This is a genomic window from Edaphocola aurantiacus, assembly GCF_019797745.1.
Taxonomy (GTDB): domain Bacteria; phylum Bacteroidota; class Bacteroidia; order Chitinophagales; family Chitinophagaceae; genus Edaphocola; species Edaphocola aurantiacus.
Genome location: NZ_VOSI01000003.1, coordinates 495,180 through 511,945 on the forward strand (window position 1 = coordinate 495,180; position 16,766 = coordinate 511,945).

Annotated in this window: 15 protein-coding genes; 8 read left to right on the forward strand and 7 right to left on the reverse strand. The window is 44.7% G+C overall.

What is annotated here, in order from left to right; genetic code table 11:
• The first annotated feature begins 23 nt into the window (after positions 1 to 23).
• Positions 24 to 677 carry a murein L,D-transpeptidase catalytic domain-containing protein gene (locus tag FTD44_RS10860; RefSeq protein ID WP_222166462.1) on the forward strand — a complete coding sequence of 218 codons (654 nt, stop codon included), beginning with the start codon at positions 24 to 26 and terminating at the stop codon, positions 675 to 677.
• Positions 678 to 683: 6 nt separating this feature from the next.
• Here FTD44_RS10860 and FTD44_RS10865 read toward each other — a convergent pair whose 3' ends face one another.
• The 3 genes from FTD44_RS10865 to FTD44_RS10875 form a co-directional block, all read right to left on the reverse strand.
• A complete protein-coding gene (locus tag FTD44_RS10865; RefSeq protein ID WP_222166463.1) occupies positions 684 to 1,031 on the reverse strand; it encodes a YraN family protein in 348 nt (115 codons plus the stop codon).
• A gap of 11 nt (positions 1,032 to 1,042) precedes the next feature.
• Positions 1,043 to 2,167, reverse strand: coding sequence for a glycosyltransferase family 4 protein (locus FTD44_RS10870; RefSeq protein ID WP_222166464.1), 1,125 nt, complete (start codon positions 2,165 to 2,167; stop codon positions 1,043 to 1,045).
• A gap of 66 nt (positions 2,168 to 2,233) precedes the next feature.
• On the reverse strand, positions 2,234 to 2,500 hold the full coding sequence (locus FTD44_RS10875) for a hypothetical protein (RefSeq protein ID WP_222166465.1): 267 nt from the start codon (positions 2,498 to 2,500) through the stop codon (positions 2,234 to 2,236).
• Between the two features lie 156 nt (positions 2,501 to 2,656).
• Between FTD44_RS10875 and FTD44_RS10880 the strand changes: the two genes are divergently transcribed.
• From FTD44_RS10880 to FTD44_RS10905, 6 genes are all read left to right on the forward strand, one after another.
• Positions 2,657 to 3,289 carry an HAD hydrolase-like protein gene (locus tag FTD44_RS10880; RefSeq protein WP_222166466.1) on the forward strand — a complete coding sequence of 211 codons (633 nt, stop codon included), beginning with the start codon at positions 2,657 to 2,659 and terminating at the stop codon, positions 3,287 to 3,289.
• Positions 3,290 to 3,436: 147 nt separating this feature from the next.
• Positions 3,437 to 4,966, forward strand: a complete 1,530-nt coding sequence (locus FTD44_RS10885) for a GH3 family domain-containing protein (RefSeq protein WP_222166467.1) — start codon at positions 3,437 to 3,439, stop codon at positions 4,964 to 4,966.
• A gap of 142 nt (positions 4,967 to 5,108) precedes the next feature.
• Positions 5,109 to 8,432 (forward strand): TonB-dependent receptor, encoded by a 3,324-nt coding sequence (locus FTD44_RS10890; RefSeq protein ID WP_222166468.1) that lies wholly within the window; start codon positions 5,109 to 5,111, stop codon positions 8,430 to 8,432.
• A gap of 112 nt (positions 8,433 to 8,544) precedes the next feature.
• On the forward strand, positions 8,545 to 10,374 hold the full coding sequence (locus FTD44_RS10895) for a UbiD family decarboxylase (RefSeq protein ID WP_222166469.1): 1,830 nt from the start codon (positions 8,545 to 8,547) through the stop codon (positions 10,372 to 10,374).
• A 4-nt stretch (positions 10,375 to 10,378) separates the two neighbouring features.
• On the forward strand, positions 10,379 to 10,738 hold the full coding sequence (locus FTD44_RS10900; RefSeq protein WP_129021431.1) for an arsenate reductase family protein: 360 nt from the start codon (positions 10,379 to 10,381) through the stop codon (positions 10,736 to 10,738).
• Between the two features lie 10 nt (positions 10,739 to 10,748).
• Complete coding sequence (locus FTD44_RS10905) at positions 10,749 to 11,258, forward strand: hypothetical protein (RefSeq protein WP_222166470.1); 510 nt, start codon at positions 10,749 to 10,751, stop codon at positions 11,256 to 11,258.
• 89 nt (positions 11,259 to 11,347) lie between these two features.
• Here FTD44_RS10905 and FTD44_RS10910 read toward each other — a convergent pair whose 3' ends face one another.
• Both FTD44_RS10910 and FTD44_RS10915 read right to left on the reverse strand, forming a co-directional pair.
• A complete protein-coding gene (locus tag FTD44_RS10910; RefSeq protein ID WP_222166471.1) occupies positions 11,348 to 12,415 on the reverse strand; it encodes a 3-oxoacyl-ACP synthase III family protein in 1,068 nt (355 codons plus the stop codon).
• Between the two features lie 277 nt (positions 12,416 to 12,692).
• Positions 12,693 to 14,417 carry an amidophosphoribosyltransferase gene (locus tag FTD44_RS10915; protein ID WP_246625406.1) on the reverse strand — a complete coding sequence of 575 codons (1,725 nt, stop codon included), beginning with the start codon at positions 14,415 to 14,417 and terminating at the stop codon, positions 12,693 to 12,695.
• 242 nt (positions 14,418 to 14,659) lie between these two features.
• On the opposite strand from FTD44_RS10915, the gene FTD44_RS10920 reads away from it, so the two are divergent.
• Positions 14,660 to 15,271, forward strand: a complete 612-nt coding sequence (locus tag FTD44_RS10920) for a hypothetical protein (RefSeq protein ID WP_222166473.1) — start codon at positions 14,660 to 14,662, stop codon at positions 15,269 to 15,271.
• 209 nt (positions 15,272 to 15,480) lie between these two features.
• On the opposite strand, the gene FTD44_RS10925 is transcribed toward FTD44_RS10920, so the two are convergent.
• Complete coding sequence (locus FTD44_RS10925) at positions 15,481 to 16,200, reverse strand: lysophospholipid acyltransferase family protein (protein ID WP_222166474.1); 720 nt, start codon at positions 16,198 to 16,200, stop codon at positions 15,481 to 15,483.
• Positions 16,201 to 16,275: 75 nt separating this feature from the next.
• On the reverse strand, positions 16,276 to 16,746 hold the full coding sequence (locus FTD44_RS10930; RefSeq protein ID WP_222166475.1) for a hypothetical protein: 471 nt from the start codon (positions 16,744 to 16,746) through the stop codon (positions 16,276 to 16,278).
• Positions 16,747 to 16,766 lie beyond the last annotated feature (20 nt).

A 16,766-nucleotide genomic window follows, 5' to 3' on the forward strand; every position in this document is an offset into this window, starting at 1 on the left:
GATAAATTGCAGTAATCATTATTATGAAAAAAGCATTGTTACTCGCTGGTGGCATTATTCTGGCCAGTGTACTTCTTTTTTGTGTCTTGCATTACCAACAGACTGCCAATTATTTATTCCGTAACCGTAATCCCGAGGCGAAACGGCCCCCTGTGGTTGATGTCTCCCTTCGCTCCGTACTGGACCGCCGTGCGACTAAGCTGCTGGGTTATGCCCGCAGGCATGGTTATGATACTGCAGTGGTACTGATGGCTGATATGCGGCTGCCCTCCGGAAGCAATCGCTTTTTTGTATATGATCTGCAAAAGAAAAGGGTTATACAGCAAAGCCTTGTGGCACATGGCCGGTGTAACGAAACGGTACAGATCAGCAGGCGCTATGGCAATGAAGTGGGTTGTGGCTGTACCTCGCTGGGCCGCTATATGATCGGTGCACCTTACCAGGGTAAATTCGGACTGGCTTATAAGCTGTACGGCCTGGACAGTACCAATAATAATGCCTTTGAACGGTTTGTCGTTTTACATGCACATGAGTGCGTGCCCAGTGGAGAGGTTGCTCCCTATCCTATCTGCCAGAGCGATGGCTGCCCTACGCTGGCTCCTTCCTTCTTAAAGAAACTGGCCGTGGTTATTGACAAAGCAACACGCCCGGTGCTGCTCGAGATCTTTGATGAATGATCGGGTTCAGTAAAAAGCCCCTTCGATATGATGATATTCTACAGCCTTTCCGTTCTGTAATAGGATGCTGATTACATCAAATCGGATCTGCTTATACTCCGGATGTTCCTGTAAATAAGCTGCTGCAACGCTTTTGATATGTTCTTGTTTCTGTGGGGTAACGGCGGCTTCGGGATAGCCAAAATCAAAGCTTGTACGGGTTTTGACCTCTGTAAATATCAGCAGTGAGTCCTCCTGGGAAACGATGTCCACCTCTCTGCGGCCAATGCGCAGGTTGGTATGCAGTATGGTATGCTGTTTTTCCTGCAGGTAGGCAACAGCCAGCTGTTCTCCGTAACTCCCCTTTGTAGCCATAGCGGGTTTGTTTATTCTACACAACGCATCATAGATGCCCATAGATTTTCCGCACTTTTATCCCAGCTGAATTTGCTGCTTTGTACAGGCGCCAGGCGTACCATGCGGTCACGCAACTGCTCATCTTTGTACATCTTCTCCATAGCGCTGGCAATATCATCTACATCAGATGGGTCTACCAGTATACCGGCATCTCCGGTTACCTCCGGCATAGAAGAAGTATTGGATGCAATAACTGGTACATTACAGGTCAGTGCCTCCAGGATAGGAATACCAAAGCCTTCAAACAATGACGGATACAGCATTGCATAGGCAGCAGCGGTAATACGTGCCAGTTCCTCTACAGGCTTATATCCCAGCCAGATCACATCTTCTTTATAAGGCATGCGGTCTTTGGCTTCCTGTATCTCTTTGGAAAGCCAGGCCAGGCGGCCGACAATAACCAGCTTCATCGGGCTTTTCTGTCTCCTTTTGAACTTTACAAATGCCTTCAGCATATTGATAATGTTCTTGCGGGGATGCAGGGCACCGATAAACAGGAAAAATTCTTTACCCTCGGTATATTGTTCTTTTATTGCTTTACGCTCTTCGTAAGGTAAGGGTTTGTATTCGTCATGGGCGCCATTATACACCACATCGATCTTGTCTGCAGGTACCTTGTATTTTTCAACCAGGTCTTCTTTGGTAAACGTCGAAACAGTGGCAATGCGGGTCGCTTTTGCGGCAAACTTGGGCATATAATGTTTATAATGCATCAGGTGAGACCGCTTGACAAATTTGGGATAGTGCTCGAAAGCCAGGTCATGAATAACGAGACAGGTAGGTACTTTAGTGCGCAGACTACCGTAGTTGTCCGGGGATAGGTAAAGGTCTATCTTGTATTTTTTCAGTGCATGAGGAATGCTCCATTCGCACCAGATATAAAATAAAATGGGATGGCGGGCTTGCGGGCCGATCACTACCGGGGTTATATTGGAGGCAAAGACAAATTCCGGATCGTAAGGACGATCGAAGAAAAAGAAAAATTCATGTTCGGGATGATCCTGCACAATGCGTTTCAGGGTTTCATGTGCAAACCATCCTATGCCTTCCAGTTTTCCTTTTAGTAATAATCTTGTATTGACGCCGATTCTCATAAATAAAAATAAAGGATAATTTCTACGCGAAACTATCCCTGAATATGTTAAATTAAAAGAATTTTTTTAGAAAGATACCATAATGATGCTGGACAAAGGAATAATAATTCCGCCTTTCAGCTGAATATTCTTTTCGGTAACGGACCATACTGTCGTTTCAACAGTCAGCGGGCCTTCTGAGGATTGGAAGGTAATAATGGTTTTACCTTTATACTCATTACCCAATCTTACCGCATATTCTAATTCTTTGATTAAAGAAGTTGATTTGTCTTGTGCCGCAGGAACGATTAAATAATTTTCAATCTCTTCCTTTTGGATCATTTTTGATGTCATCTGTACTGGCGATTTAAAACGTGTGCAAAAGTAGTTAAATCATTTCATTTTAACAAAGTAATATAAATTTTATGTGTCTAATGGCGAATTTATGACATATGTAGGACTTATTGTACATTTGACCGACCCGCAATAATACCGGGAAGCTATTTTATTATGATCCGATATGTCCTTTTTGACTTCGACGGCACCCTGGTCGATTCTAAAGATGCTGTGGTAATTGCCTTTAACCGCATTGCCGACAAGTATCATTTCAAGACGATAAAGCCCGAAGAGCTGGACTATATCAATAGTCTGTCCATGCTGGACCGCTTCCTGTACCTGAAGGTTCCCTTGTACAGGCTCCCATTCCTCAGAAAGGAGATGCTTGCCATATACCAGGAGCTGATAATGGATGTGCCGCTTATTCCCGGTATGGCTGCTTTGTTGGATACTCTACGTACTTCAGGGCTGAAGGTCGGTATCCTTTCCTCCAATGATCCGGTTATTATAAAGGGTATAATGGAGCTGAACGGCATCGCACCTCCGGATGATATTTACTGTTCGGGAAAGCTCTTTGGTAAAGACAGGGTATTCCGCAAATTCCTGCGGGAACAAAAACTGCATAGTGATGAAGTGCTCTACATTTGCGATGAGCAGCGGGATATTACAGCCTGTGATAAGGCAGGTATTCAGCCGGTATGGGTCAGCTGGGGATTTGAGGGCGCCGGGGTAATACAGGGTGATGCAGCACTTTCAATGGCGCATACACCGGATGAGTTATTGGCGGTGATACAGCAGCGCTGTTGAGATGCCTGAGGGCATATACCCTACTTTATTTACTGTATTTAACCGTAATATGGCGATTTGTTGTGTTATCTTTTAAATACTTTATTTGTTAATGCGCAATGAATATAGTTAACTTCGCAGCTGAAAACATTACCGTCTCATTTTATTATGCCTTTAATAGGAGAAATTATTTCCCGTTCCCTTAAGATTCGTAAACGTTTCAGCAAGAAAAAGGACAACGACTGGAATCTGCAACGCAAGACTTTGAAAAAGTTGTTGGAAAAAGCCCAATATACTTCCTTCGGAAAACATTACGAATTTGAAAAAATACTGTCAGAAGCGGTTGACTTCCCTACGGTATTCAAAAACGGTATCCCTGCACATAACTATAACTCCATGCACGAGCAATGGTGGCATCGCTGTCTGAAAAGCGAAAGCGATGTGGCCTGGCCGGGTAAAGTAAAATATTTCGCCCTGAGTTCCGGTACTTCGGAATCAGCAAGCAAGCACATTCCGGTGACTTCTGATATGATCCGGTCTATCAAAAAAGTGGGATTGAAACAATTCTATTCCATGACCAACTTCGATATTCCGCCGGCAACGTTTACCAAAGGCATCCTGATGCTGGGCGGTACCACTTCCCTGCTGGAGCGCGAAGATTATTATGAAGGTGATATGAGTGGCATCAGTGCTAAGAATATGCCTAAATTATTCTCCAACTTACTCTACAAACCAGGAAAGAAAATCTCTAAAAGCCCTAACTGGGAAGAGCGCATCAAACTGATCGTGGAGAGTGCTCCTAAATGGAATGTAGGTACGCTTTGTGGTGTTCCTGCCTGGGCACTGATTGTGCTGGAGGAGATTGTGAAGAAATACAAGCTGAACAATATTCATGAAATGTGGCCTAACCTAGCTGTATATATTCACGGTGGTGTGGCTTTTGAACCATACCGCGAGCCGCTGAAACGCCTGATGGGCAAGCCGGTTACGTATATCGAAACCTATATGGCTTCTGAGGGTTCCTTTGGCTTCCAGTCCAGACCTGGGGTTTCCGGTATACAACTGGAACTGAATTCCGGTATCTTCTTCGAGTTCGTTCCGTTTACAGAAGAGAACTTTACAGAAGACGGTGAGATCAAACCAAATGCACAGACCAAGTTTATCCATGAGGTAGAAAAAGGTATCGATTATGCCGTAATGCTATCGACCTGTTCCGGCGCATGGCGTTATATCATTGGTGATGTGGTGCGTTTTACCTCTGTAAGACATAACGAGATCATTATTGTAGGCCGTACCAAGCAGTTCCTGAGCCTGTGTGGCGAGCATATGTCCGTAGACAATATGAATAAAGCCATTGATGCACTGGCAAGTGAGACGGGCCTTCATATCGGTGAATTTACCGTAACCGGCTTCGCTTACGAAAACCGCTTTGCACACAGATGGTATATCGGTTGTGATAATGTTGATGCGGACAAAGAACAGATCAAAAGGATTATTGATGAAACCCTGTGTAAAATCAATGATGATTACGCGGTAGAGAGAGAATCTGCATTGAAAGAAGTCTTTGTAGAGATCCTGCCGAAAGAGCGCTTTATTGATTACCTGAAACATATGGGTAAATATGGCGCGATGAACAAATTCCCACGTGTATTGAAAGGATCTCAACTGAGAGACTGGGAAGAGTTCCTGAAAAAGTAGAGGTTAATAATAGTACATAGTATTAAGGCCCTGAAGTAGTTTACTTCAGGGCTTTTTCGGCTTAGTCTGCAATTAACGATTCCGTAATTATTCCATAATATTAGCTGTCTACTTTTGTTTCATATTTTAAATAATGTAAATTATGAAGAACAAGTACGCGTTAATGTTGACCGGAGCATTTATCGCTTCCGGTATAGTTGCCAGTGCACAGGTAACCACATCGGGTATCAGAGGAACCGTTAAAGATGAGCAGAATGCTATTGTTCCCGGAGCAATTGTGACCGCAATACATATGCCGTCCGGAACGAAGTACAGTACCGTTAGTACAGAGAATGGTTATTTCAGCATGCAGGGTATGCGCCCTGGTGGCCCGTATACTGTTACGGTAAGCTCTATGGGCAGTGGCGAGCAGGTATATAAAGACCTTACACTGGCCCTGGGAGATGATTATGTATTACAGGCTAAAATAGGTGCAGATCAGAACAAGGAGTTGAGTGCCGTAGAGGTACTCGCTTTTAAAAATCCTTTGCTGAACAGCGATCGCACCGGTGCTTCTACCAATATCAATGTAACGACAATCAGTCGTATGCCTACGATCAAGAGAAGCCTTACAGACTTTACCCGTCTTACGCCGCAGGCCAATGGTAATGGCTTTGCCGGTCGTGACGGACGATATAACAATGTACAGATCGATGGTGCCAGCTTTAATAACGGTTTCGGGCTCAGCTCCGATCCGCTGCCTGGTGGCGGTAACCAGCCGATCTCTATCGATGCGATTGAAGAAGTACAGGTGAATGTTGCTCCCTATGATGTACGCCAGACGGGCTTTACCGGTGCCGGCATCAATGCGGTGACCCGCAGTGGTACCAATGATTTTACCGGATCGGCCTATGCATTCCTGCGCCCTAAATCATTCAATGGTGTTAAGGTGGGTAGTGATACTTTAGCCAAATCAAGCCGTACTTCGGGCGAGACATACGGTGTGCGTTTCGGCGGACCGATCATTAAGAATAAACTGTTCTTTTTTGCCAACTTCGAATATGAAAACCAGCTGAGCCAGGGTAATCTCTGGAAAGCGAATAATGGCAGCAATGGCAGTGAGGCCAATGTAACCCGCGTAAAAGAAAGCGACCTGATGTCGGTAAGCAATTACCTGAAAAATCAATATGGTTATGATCCCGGACGTTATGAAGGCTATGCCGATAACTATGTAAACAATAACATCAAAGGCTTACTGCGCCTGGACTGGAACATCAATGATAAAAATACCCTTACGGTAAAATACAACCAGATGCGGGGCACATCCGATCAGGGTACCAATGCCACATCCGGTCCTAATCCCCGCTCTACCGCATCCCGTATCGGTTCCGAATCTATTTCATTCGAGAATGCCAATTATTCTTTCCTGAACAAGGTAATGTCTGTTTCAGCAGAGCTCAACAGCAAGATCTCTCCGAAGGTATCTAACCAGTTACTGGCTACCTACAGCCGCATACAGGATACCCGCAGTACACCGGGCAACCTGTTCCCTTTTGTAGATATCTGGGATGGTGACCTGCAGCCGGCAGATTCTACCGGAAAGCGTACCGGTAAGAATAACTACATGAGCTTTGGTACAGAACTGTTCTCCTACAATAATGATGTGATCAATAACAACATCAACATCGTAGACAATATTACGTACCAGGTAGGTAAACATAACTTTACGGGAGGGCTTAACTTCCAGACCATGAGCTATGCGAACAGCTATATGCGTATGGGCACCTCTTACTACCGTTATAACTCCGTATCGGAATTCCTGGCGGGTGCTAAACCTACGGCGTATGGTGTGACCTATGCCTATGATGGTGCAGATAATTATGCCCGTGTAAACTTTGGCCTGGCAGGCCTTTACCTGCAGGACCAGGTTAATGTAAACCCTCAGTTTAAACTGACCTACGGTCTGCGTGCAGATATGCCACTGTTCTTCAACAAACCGGTGGGCAATGCATCTATAGATACGGTACAGTTACTGAATAACAAAGGTGTACCGACAACCTTTACCACCGCAATGTGGCCTAAATCAAAAATCATGTTGTCCCCGCGTGTAGGATTCAACTACGATGTAGTAGGTGATCGTTCCCTGCAATTAAGAGGTGGTACAGGTATCTTTACCGGTAATATTCCGTTTGTATGGTTTACCAATATGCCGACTAATGCCGGTGTGATCCAGAATACCTTTGAGCCCGTAAGTGCAGCTACCCTGAATAAAATTGATCACCTGGAGGCAGATCCGATGTACTGGCCGAGCAAGCTGATCTCAGATTTCCCAGCTTCTCCTAAAGCAGCCGTACCAGGTTCTTTCTCCCTGATCGATCCGGATTTTAAAATGCCGCAGGTATGGAGATCCAATGTGGGTATCGATTACAGACTGGGCAATACGCCTCTGGTATTCACTGCAGATGTGATTTATACCAAAGATATCGTGGGCGTGTATCAGTATAATGCCAACAGGAAAGCGGCTACGGCCAAGCTGAATAATGGTGGTGATACCCGTGATTACTTTAATAATGATGTGAAGTATACCAATAGTACTGGTACCATTATCCCGGTACTGGCCAACAGCAGCCTGGGACAGTCTGTAGCGGCTTCTGCGGGTGTGAGTGTGAGCAACTATCATGGCTTCAGCGGTTCCTTATTCTATAACTATTCTGCTGCCAAAGACATCACCGGTAATCCGGGATCGGCAGCCAACTCTGCCTGGTCTAACAACTATTCTGTCAACGATCCGAATGAGCAGTTGCTGGGTATCTCTCAGTATGCCATTCCGCACCGTGTAGTGGGTTCGGTTTCTTATCGTATTAATTATGCCGATCACCTGGCGACTACGGTATCACTGTTCTACCAGGGTTCAAGCCAGGGCCGTTATGCCTATACTTATTCCGGAGATATCAATAAGGACGGGGTATCTCTGGACCTGATGTACTTACCGGCCAACTCTTCAGAGATCAACTTTGTACCGCTGACTGTTGGGGGTAAGACCTATAGTGCAGAGGAGCAGAGAGCTGCATTTGATGCATTCCTGGATAATGATAAAGTACTGTCTAAGTATAAAGGCGAGTATGTAGAACGTAATGCTGGTCTGCTGCCATGGCTGAACCGCTTCGATGCGCGTATCCTGCAGGATGTGTATACCCGTTTCGGTAAAAACAACCGCCGCAATACTTTACAGATCAGCCTGGATATCCTGAATGTGGGTAACCTCCTGAACAAAGACTGGGGTTATTACAGCCAGCTGAACAATGGTAACCAGTATGCCTACACGCCATTGGTGGTAAACAGTGTATCCTCCGATGGTAAACCAAGCTTCAATATGCTTACTGTTAAAGAAAACGGCCAGACCGTATTCCCTAAAAAAGCCTTTATGAAGAGCGTAAACTCTTCCAGCACCTGGGGTATGCAGATCGGCCTTCGCTATACTTTCTAGTCTATATTGTTTACTTTTGCCTTAAGGTTCCGGAAGCCATCCGGAACCTTTTTTTATGCCCCTGACTCATCATTTCGGAGTATATTTGTAGCTGTTTTACTCCGTCGAAATAATGATTCATAAAAGCATAGAAGAGAGTGTCCTGGACCTGGAACAGGAAGGGCAATTAGTCAGAATTAAAGAAGAAGTTGATCCTTACCTGGAGATGGCGGCCCTGCACCTGCGGGTGTTTGCGCAGCATGGGCCAGCCCTTTTGTTTGAAAAAGTAAAAGGCTCTAAATACCGTGCCGCATCAAATCTGTTCGGCAACCTGGACCGCAGTAAATTCCTGTTTCGCGAGACCATAGCAAAGACCGAAGAGATCATACGGCTGAAGAATGATCCCATGAAGGCGCTGAAAGCTCCTTTTAAACATATACGTACCGGCCTTGCAGCCTGGAATGCCCTGCCGAAACAATATAGTAATCTGCCCAATGATTTTGAGCGCATCAGGATCAGTGATCTGCCACAAATCCACCACTGGCCTATGGATGGTGGTGCCTTCATCACCCTGCCGCAGGTATACAGTGAAGATCCCGAAAAGCCGGGTGTGATGAACGCTAACCTGGGTATGTACCGCATACAGCTTTCGGGCAATAAGTATATCAAGGACGAAGAGATCGGCCTGCATTACCAGATACACCGTGGCATAGGCGTACACCAGCAGAAAGCGGCCCGTAAGGGACAACCGCTGAAAGTGAGCATATTTGTGGGTGGTCCGCCGGCCCATACCCTTGCTGCAGTAATGCCGCTGCCGGAGGGTTTGAGCGAACTGACCTTTGCGGGTTTACTATCCGGCAGACGATTCCGGTACAGTTATGAAGACGGGTATTGCATCAGTCATGATGCTGACTTTGTGATTACCGGCGATATTTATCCCGATGAGACCAAGCCCGAAGGGCCTTTCGGAGATCATCTGGGCTATTACAGCCTCACCCATCCTTTCCCGGTCATGAAGGTGAAACAGGTATATGCCCGCAAGAATGCCATCTGGCCATTTACGGTAGTGGGCCGCCCTCCGCAGGAAGATACTGCCTTTGGCGACCTGATCCACGAACTTACGGGCGAAGCTATGCCTAAAGAAGTGCCGGGTGTGAAAGAGGTACATGCTGTAGATGTAGCTGGCGTACATCCGCTTTTATTTGCGATCGGATATGAACGCTATACGCCTTATCAGAAAGTAAAAAGACCGGCAGAGATCCTGACCGTGGCTAATCGTATATTGGGTACCGGGCAACTAAGCCTGGCCAAATACCTGTTTATTGCTGCACAGGAGCAACAGGAGCTGAGTACACATAAAGAGGCAGACTTCCTGACTTATATCCTCTCCCGTATAGACCTGAAGCGGGATATACACTTCCAGACCAATACCACCATCGATACCCTGGACTATTCGGGTACGGGATTGAATACCGGTTCTAAGGTGGTTATTGCCGCCTGTGGCGATGCGGTACGTACGCTGGATAAAGAAGTGCCTGCTGTATTACAGCAGTTGCAGGGCTTTGGTCCGGCCCATATGGTGCTGCCGGGTGTGGTTGTATTGCAGGCACCACAGTTTCAGTCCTACGGTCAGGTGAGTGCAGAGATGCGTGAACTGGAAGCGAGACTGAACGGGCAATTGCCGGAGGGGATACCGATGATTGTACTGGCCGATGATGCAGCCTTTACTGCAAAAACATTAAGTAACTTTCTTTGGGTAACCTTTACGCGCAGCAATCCTTCGCATGATATTCATGGCATCAATGCCTTTTATGAACATAAACACTGGGGCTGCGATCACCTGATTATTGATGCACGCGTAAAACCGCATCATGCACCGGCACTGATTCCTGATCCTGAAGTAGAGGTCATGGTAGATCGTTTCTTTGCACCGGGCGGGAGTTTAGCCCACTTAAACAAATAAGATAATGATGACTTTATTACATAGAAATGAATGTTCCAAGAGCCGTTGTGCTTTGGATTATATGCAACACAGTACTGCTGAGTATACCATCCGTGATTATGTGGCCGATCCTTTGAGCAGAGCAGAACTGACTGAGCTGCTGCATAAGCTGGGTAAGGAAGCAAAGGATATTGTACGTACCGGCGATGACCTGTTTAAAGCCCTGTATGGCGATATAGAGCTGACAAGCGAGCAATGGCTGGAAGTGCTGGTAGAGCACCCTATCCTATTGGAACGTCCTATCCTGATCGATGGCGATAAGGCCATCGTAGGCCGCCCGCCGGAGTTAGTGGAGGAATATGTAAAGGCTAAACAAGGTAAATAACCGGATTAGGATGGTAAAGAAATCTTATATCAATGAAGTTGTTTCCTTAAAAGTGAAAAACAGACGTACCCCTATATGCGGTGTGGTTCTGGAATATAACGATCACTGGACGTTGATGAAATCTAATCCGGTAGATTATGTTATTGACGGATATATTCTCATTAACAATAAAAAGGTGTCCGCTTTTCGACAAGATGAAGAGGAGCTATTCAAACAAAATATAGTGCAACGTAAAGGAGTGTTATCCGGCACTTCTGGTCTAATGTTATCAGAAAATGAGACAGCACTTTTTTTCACTATTCAGCATACATATGGTCTGTTGCAGTTTGAGTTGAAGTCTGAAAAGATTTGTTATATCGGCAGCATAATGGATGTTCAATCGGAGCATATTACAGTTCAATTAGTGGATAGCTATGCCCGGAAAATAGACACTATGGATATTCTGATCAATGAGATCGTGTCTGTACAGTTTGATAATGATTACACCAATTCACTGAAATTAGTTATGGATACGGAATAGTATTACGAATGTTTTGTACCTTCTGTAAACCATAAAGGATGAGCATAGGCTCATCCTTTATGGTTTACAGAAGTATTTATAGATCAGGATTACAACCTGTATACAATCGCATTAATATTCATCCCCGCTCCTACGGAGGCAAAAAGGATAATATCTCCCTTAGACAGTGACTGGTCCTCCAGTTTGCCTTTCAGGATCAGGTCCAGTAATGTAGGTATCGTAGCTACACTGGAATTGCCCAGGGTTTGAATACTCATGGGCATAATACCCTCGGGTATTTCCATATCATATAATTTGTAAAAGCGTTGCAGGATGGCTTCATCCATCTTTTCATTGGCCTGGTGTATCAGTACTTTGGTGACTTGTTCTATGGGAATACCACTCTTTTCCAGACAGCTGGCCATAGCCACAGGCACGTGCTGTAAAGCAAATTCGTATATCTTTCTTCCCTGCATTTTGATATAGCGGATGTTTGGATCGCGCTCTTTATCATAAGAAGGGCCCAGGTTCAGGTACCCTACTTCATCATAAGTAAAGCTGGCCGTCTCAAAAGCCAGTATACCCCTTGGCTCATCCGTTTCCGGCAGGAGTTCTATCACGGTCGCGCCCGCACCATCGGAATAGATCATCGAATCCCGGTCATTGTGGTCTACCACCCGCGATAGTGTTTCTGAACCAATTACCAGGCATTTACGGGCCATACCGGCCTTAATAAAAGCCTGTGCCTGTATTACCCCTTCTATCCAGCCCGGACAGCCAAAAATCACATCATAGGCTACGCACTTCGGATTTTTAATGCGTAACTGATGCTTTACCCTTGCGGCAATGCTTGGCACCAGGTCTGTCTGTACGGTTTGGTTAATGACATTTCCGAAATTATGGGCTACAATAATGTAGTCCAGCGTCTCCGGATCTATGCCGGAGTCTTTAACCGCCAGGTCTGCAGCAATAAAGGCAATATCAGAATTGGCCTGGTTTTCAGAAACATACTTTCGCTCCCGGATACCGGTTATGTCAACAAATTTTCGGGTAATGATTGTATTGGAATGCGGGAAAGGATTTCCGTCCTCCATGTAAAAGGAATGGTCGGAAAAGTGCGCATTGGTAACGGTTTCTGTCGGGATAAAACAGCCGGTACCGGTAATTTCTATATTCATAACATACAAAGGCAACGGATCATATCAGGAACATTCCCTTCTTGCCTCACTCAAATGTATCCAATTATATTGTGGATACCATAAGGATACTGTTAAAACGTATCGTTAAGATGTAAGCCAATTGTCATTATTTCTGCCCATCATTCCGGCCATAGCGGAGACGTTTCTTTTTTTGAAATTATCTAACGTAGTTACGCTTTGCTGGAAATAACTGTAATACATAGAAATGGCTGAGCATATGCTCAGCCATTTCTATGTATTGATAAACAGTCCGGGATTAATATCCTCTTCCTGTTTTGCGTTCCATATAGTTCATGAATGCTTTGTTCGCTACACGGTTACCACCTTTGGTTGGATAGTTACCGGTAAAGTACCAGTCACCGGTGTTGTTCGGACAAGATTTATGCAAGCCATCTACAGTTTGGTAAATGATATTTACCTGTGCCGTTACATGCTCCGGTTTCAGTAATTCAGCGATTTTGTCGCTTACCTGCTGATCCGTAAAGTCTGCATAGATGCGTTGTACATAGTTTTCCTCCATCAGTTGCTCATCGGTAGCGTTTTTGATCAGGTCGTATACTTCCTGCATTACCGATTCTCTGCCCTGATCTTTCAACAGGTCAACAGCAGCCTGGAAGGCAATGAAATCGCCCATACGGCTCATGTCGATACCATAACAATCCGGGTAACGGATCTGCGGTGCTGAAGAAACGATAATAATGCGTTTTGGCTTCAGGCGATCCAGCATGGTAATGATGCTCTGGCGTAAAGTAGTACCTCTTACAATACTGTCATCGATCACCACCAGGGTATCAACACCTTGTTTTACAGTTCCGTAAGTGATGTCATATACGTGCTGTACCATTTCGTCGCGGCTGCTGTCTTCGGTAATGAAGGTGCGCAGCTTCACGTCTTTAATGGCTATTTTTTCAATCCTTACACGACGGTGTATCAGTTCTCTGATCTCATCATCGCTCATGGTATCTTTATTTTTGATGATGCGCTCCACCTCTACATCTTTCAGCCAGGTTTCCAGACCTTTGATCAGACCATAGAAGGCGATCTCGGCAGTATTCGGGATGAAGGATACAATCGTGTTTTTCAGATCATGGTTGATCGCTTTCAGTACATCAGCAGATAATGCTTCACCTAAAGCAATACGCTCTTTGTAGATATCAGCATCGCTACCGCGGCTGAAATAAATACGTTCGAAGCTACAAGCTGTTTTAGGAGACTCTTCCAGGATACGTACATTATTGAAGGTACCATCGGCATCTACAATCACGGCATGACCCGGTTCTAATTCTTTAATATCTTCGATCTGCAGGTTGAAGGTGGTCTGAATAGCCGGTCTTTCAGAGGCTACTACGATCACTTCATCATCCTGGTAATAATATGCAGGTCTGATACCGTTCTTATCTCTCATCACGAAGCTGCTGCCGTTACCAACCAGACCGCCGCAAACAAAACCACCATCAAATTTGCTGGTTGCCTGTTGCAGTACTCTTGCGATATTCGGGTTTTCCGGAGAAAGTGCTTCTTCCTGGCACAGGTAGTGATGAACGGTTTCGATCATCGCTCCCAGGTCACTGGTACGCTCTTCCTGTGTCGGGTGGCTGTCCAGTGCATTATACAATTCATCGGTATTCACCAGGTTGAAGTTACCTGCCATAGTCAGGTTTCTTGCCGGGTTAATGTCCGGTTTTACGAATGGGTGACAGAAGGCAACATTGTTACGGCCTTGTGTACCGTATCTCAGGTGACCCAGCATCGTTTCGCCCATGAAGCGCAGATAGCCTTTCAGCATACCCGGGTGTGTTTTCAGATCCGGATACATTTTTTCCAGCTCCTCCACCTCGTTATTCACCTGGTTGAAGATCTCTTTAATGGCTCCTGGTCCGGATACACGCAAACGGTGCATATACTGGTAACCTGGCTCTACATTCAGTTTTAATGTAGCGATGCCGGCTCCGTCCTGACCGCGGTTGTGTTGTTTTTCCATTAAAAGGTACAGCTTGTTCAAGCCGTAAAATGCAGTACCATACTTTTTAAAGTAGTATGAAATAGGTTTGAGTAACCTAACATAAGCGAGACCACATTCGTGGTGAATTGCATCTGACATAGGTTTGCAAAGTTACAATTATTTCGATGTTTATACAATGAAAAATGTAATGCTGGCATAACCAGTATTTATAATATAATGATTTTAACATTTTTAAACTAAATTGCTGCAAAATTTTAAGCATGAAATACCTGATACTGACAGCAGGATTGTGTTTTGGGCTAATTGCCTGCAATACCGCGGGTAATCCTAAAGCACCGGCCGGAGCACAGGAAGTGACCAAATACCATAGCAAAGAAATCGGCTGGACAATTACTGTTCCGGAAGGCTATACATTATCGAAAACAGAGGAACTGGACCGTATACAGGAAAAAGGCAAGGAATTGATGGAAAACAGTCTTGGAGAAGAGATTGATATGTCTGGTGTGAAGCATCTTGCCAATTTTACAAAGAACCAGTTTAACCAGTTTCAGTCCAATATAGAGCCTTTTGATACTGCGGCAGATGGTAACTGGTATGCGCATGACCAATTGCTTAAAGGCTTTATCTATGAGACCTTTACTCAGCAGGGAATACATGTGGATAGTTCGGTGACAGAAGCGGTTACCATATCCGGAAAGCAGTTTCAGCATTATACCTTCTCAATTTACGGACCGGATCAGCAGGTTATCCTCAGGCAGGATATTTTTGGGGCCTTACTTAATGGGTATAGCTTCGGAGTGAATATTAACTATAACGACAGCACGGCATATAAAGAAATGCTGCAGGCCTGGCAATCGTCTGTTTTTCAATAAATTAAAAAGGTAGTCACTGGTATAAAAATATACGGCAACTACCTTTTCTTAAACTAAAAACAAAACAAAAAAATATAAATACAATTAAAACGGGGCATTAAATGCACTCCATAAAATTGAACATCTATTTGTACTACAAAATTACTTATTTTTCTTAAATGTGTGTATGTTAATTTGTCACATTTTTTTGACAAAAAATAAAACTCATTTTACTTATATTGCAAGATAGCCTGTTCCATGCTTTTGAAGGTATCTTCCTTTAGCTGATGCATATCTTTTCCATATTTGGCCGTATCAATTACCGGCAGGAATACAGTTCTGTTTATCCCCGGCTTCAGTGACCAGAAGCTTTTATAATGCCATAAAGACAATGCGTCTAAAAAGACAACCGGCAGTATAGGCGCCTGGGTTTCGATCGCCACCCGGAAGGCACCATCATAAAACGATTTAAGAGGTGCTCCTGTTTCATTAAACGTACCTTCTGGGAAAATAAGTATGCTCCCCCCCTCATTTATAGTGTCTTTTAACTTATGCACGCCGGCAAGTTTACTCTTTCCGCTCGAACGATCTATAGTTACCGCCAGTTGTTTGTATAAAAAACCGAACAAGGGTATCTTTCCCAGTTCAAATTTGGCCAGCGGCCGCGCATAAAACGGTAATGTGCGGAACAGGATCGGTATATCCATATAGGAAATATGATTGGCCACGACTATATAAGGTCCTTTTTTCGGATCCAGGGGGGCTTCAAATATCCTGCGGCTACGGATGCCGATCAGGAAAAACCACTCAATGCTCCAGAGCTGTACCAGCTTCCAGATCGCCTTACGGCCCCGGACACCGTCCAGGCTGAACAAAAGTATAAATGGCAGGCGAATCAGGAAACCGATCACAAACGTGAGCAGTGCATAAATAACATAGAGATAGCGCATGGTTCAAAGGCTGTTTATCTATATAAAAAGGGTATGAAGTGTGTTGCTTCATACCCTGCAATATAATTAAAAAGATTACATACCCGGTAACCATCCTCTGCCCAGCTCTCTGAATGGCCAAGGTACAGATGCCAGAATGACAATAAAGGAGATCAGGAAGAACCAGAATGATTTGGAGTATTTTTTCTGATCACTCAGTGCTGCTTTTTTGGTTTGTGCATAACCGATATGCACCAGGATCAGTGCGATCAGCATACCTAAGGTATGTTCCATTACAAAGAAACGGCTGATCTGGTCTTTCATCACCTCAGCCATACCCATTTCCTGGATACGCTTGATGCCGAAACCACCCATTACATATAACAAAAGGCCTACTACCAGTTGCAGATCCATAAAGATGAGGTAAAACAAACCTGGTCTCTGGTCTGATTTGGTATATGCTTTTCCGCCACTCATACCTGAAGCGGCTTTGAAAATAGCCCATAAACCTACGATCACAATAAGATAGCGTAAGAGGCTGTGTACATGTAATAGTCCTGTGTTCATGATTTTTTTGTTTTGGGCAA

Excerpts from the sequence above, each read along its gene's own strand:
- FTD44_RS10925 (WP_222166474.1), bottom strand. The coding sequence starts at position 16,200 with ATGCGCTATCTCTATGTTATTTATGCACTGCTCACGTTTGTGATCGGT.
- FTD44_RS10860 (WP_222166462.1), top strand. The coding sequence starts at position 24 with ATGAAAAAAGCATTGTTACTCGCTGGTGGCATTATTCTGGCCAGTGTA.
- FTD44_RS10865 (WP_222166463.1), bottom strand. The coding sequence starts at position 1,031 with ATGGCTACAAAGGGGAGTTACGGAGAACAGCTGGCTGTTGCCTACCTG.
- FTD44_RS10890 (WP_222166468.1), top strand. The coding sequence starts at position 5,109 with ATGAAGAACAAGTACGCGTTAATGTTGACCGGAGCATTTATCGCTTCC.
- FTD44_RS10880 (WP_222166466.1), top strand. The coding sequence starts at position 2,657 with ATGATCCGATATGTCCTTTTTGACTTCGACGGCACCCTGGTCGATTCT.
- FTD44_RS10915 (WP_246625406.1), bottom strand. The coding sequence starts at position 14,417 with ATGGAAAAACAACACAACCGCGGTCAGGACGGAGCCGGCATCGCTACA.
- FTD44_RS10895 (WP_222166469.1), top strand. The coding sequence starts at position 8,545 with ATGATTCATAAAAGCATAGAAGAGAGTGTCCTGGACCTGGAACAGGAA.
- FTD44_RS10885 (WP_222166467.1), top strand. The coding sequence starts at position 3,437 with ATGCCTTTAATAGGAGAAATTATTTCCCGTTCCCTTAAGATTCGTAAA.
- FTD44_RS10900 (WP_129021431.1), top strand. The coding sequence starts at position 10,379 with ATGATGACTTTATTACATAGAAATGAATGTTCCAAGAGCCGTTGTGCT.
- FTD44_RS10870 (WP_222166464.1), bottom strand. The coding sequence starts at position 2,167 with ATGAGAATCGGCGTCAATACAAGATTATTACTAAAAGGAAAACTGGAA.
- FTD44_RS10875 (WP_222166465.1), bottom strand. The coding sequence starts at position 2,500 with ATGACATCAAAAATGATCCAAAAGGAAGAGATTGAAAATTATTTAATC.
- FTD44_RS10910 (WP_222166471.1), bottom strand. The coding sequence starts at position 12,415 with ATGAATATAGAAATTACCGGTACCGGCTGTTTTATCCCGACAGAAACC.
- FTD44_RS10905 (WP_222166470.1), top strand. The coding sequence starts at position 10,749 with ATGGTAAAGAAATCTTATATCAATGAAGTTGTTTCCTTAAAAGTGAAA.
- FTD44_RS10920 (WP_222166473.1), top strand. The coding sequence starts at position 14,660 with ATGAAATACCTGATACTGACAGCAGGATTGTGTTTTGGGCTAATTGCC.
- FTD44_RS10930 (WP_222166475.1), bottom strand. The coding sequence starts at position 16,746 with ATGAACACAGGACTATTACATGTACACAGCCTCTTACGCTATCTTATT.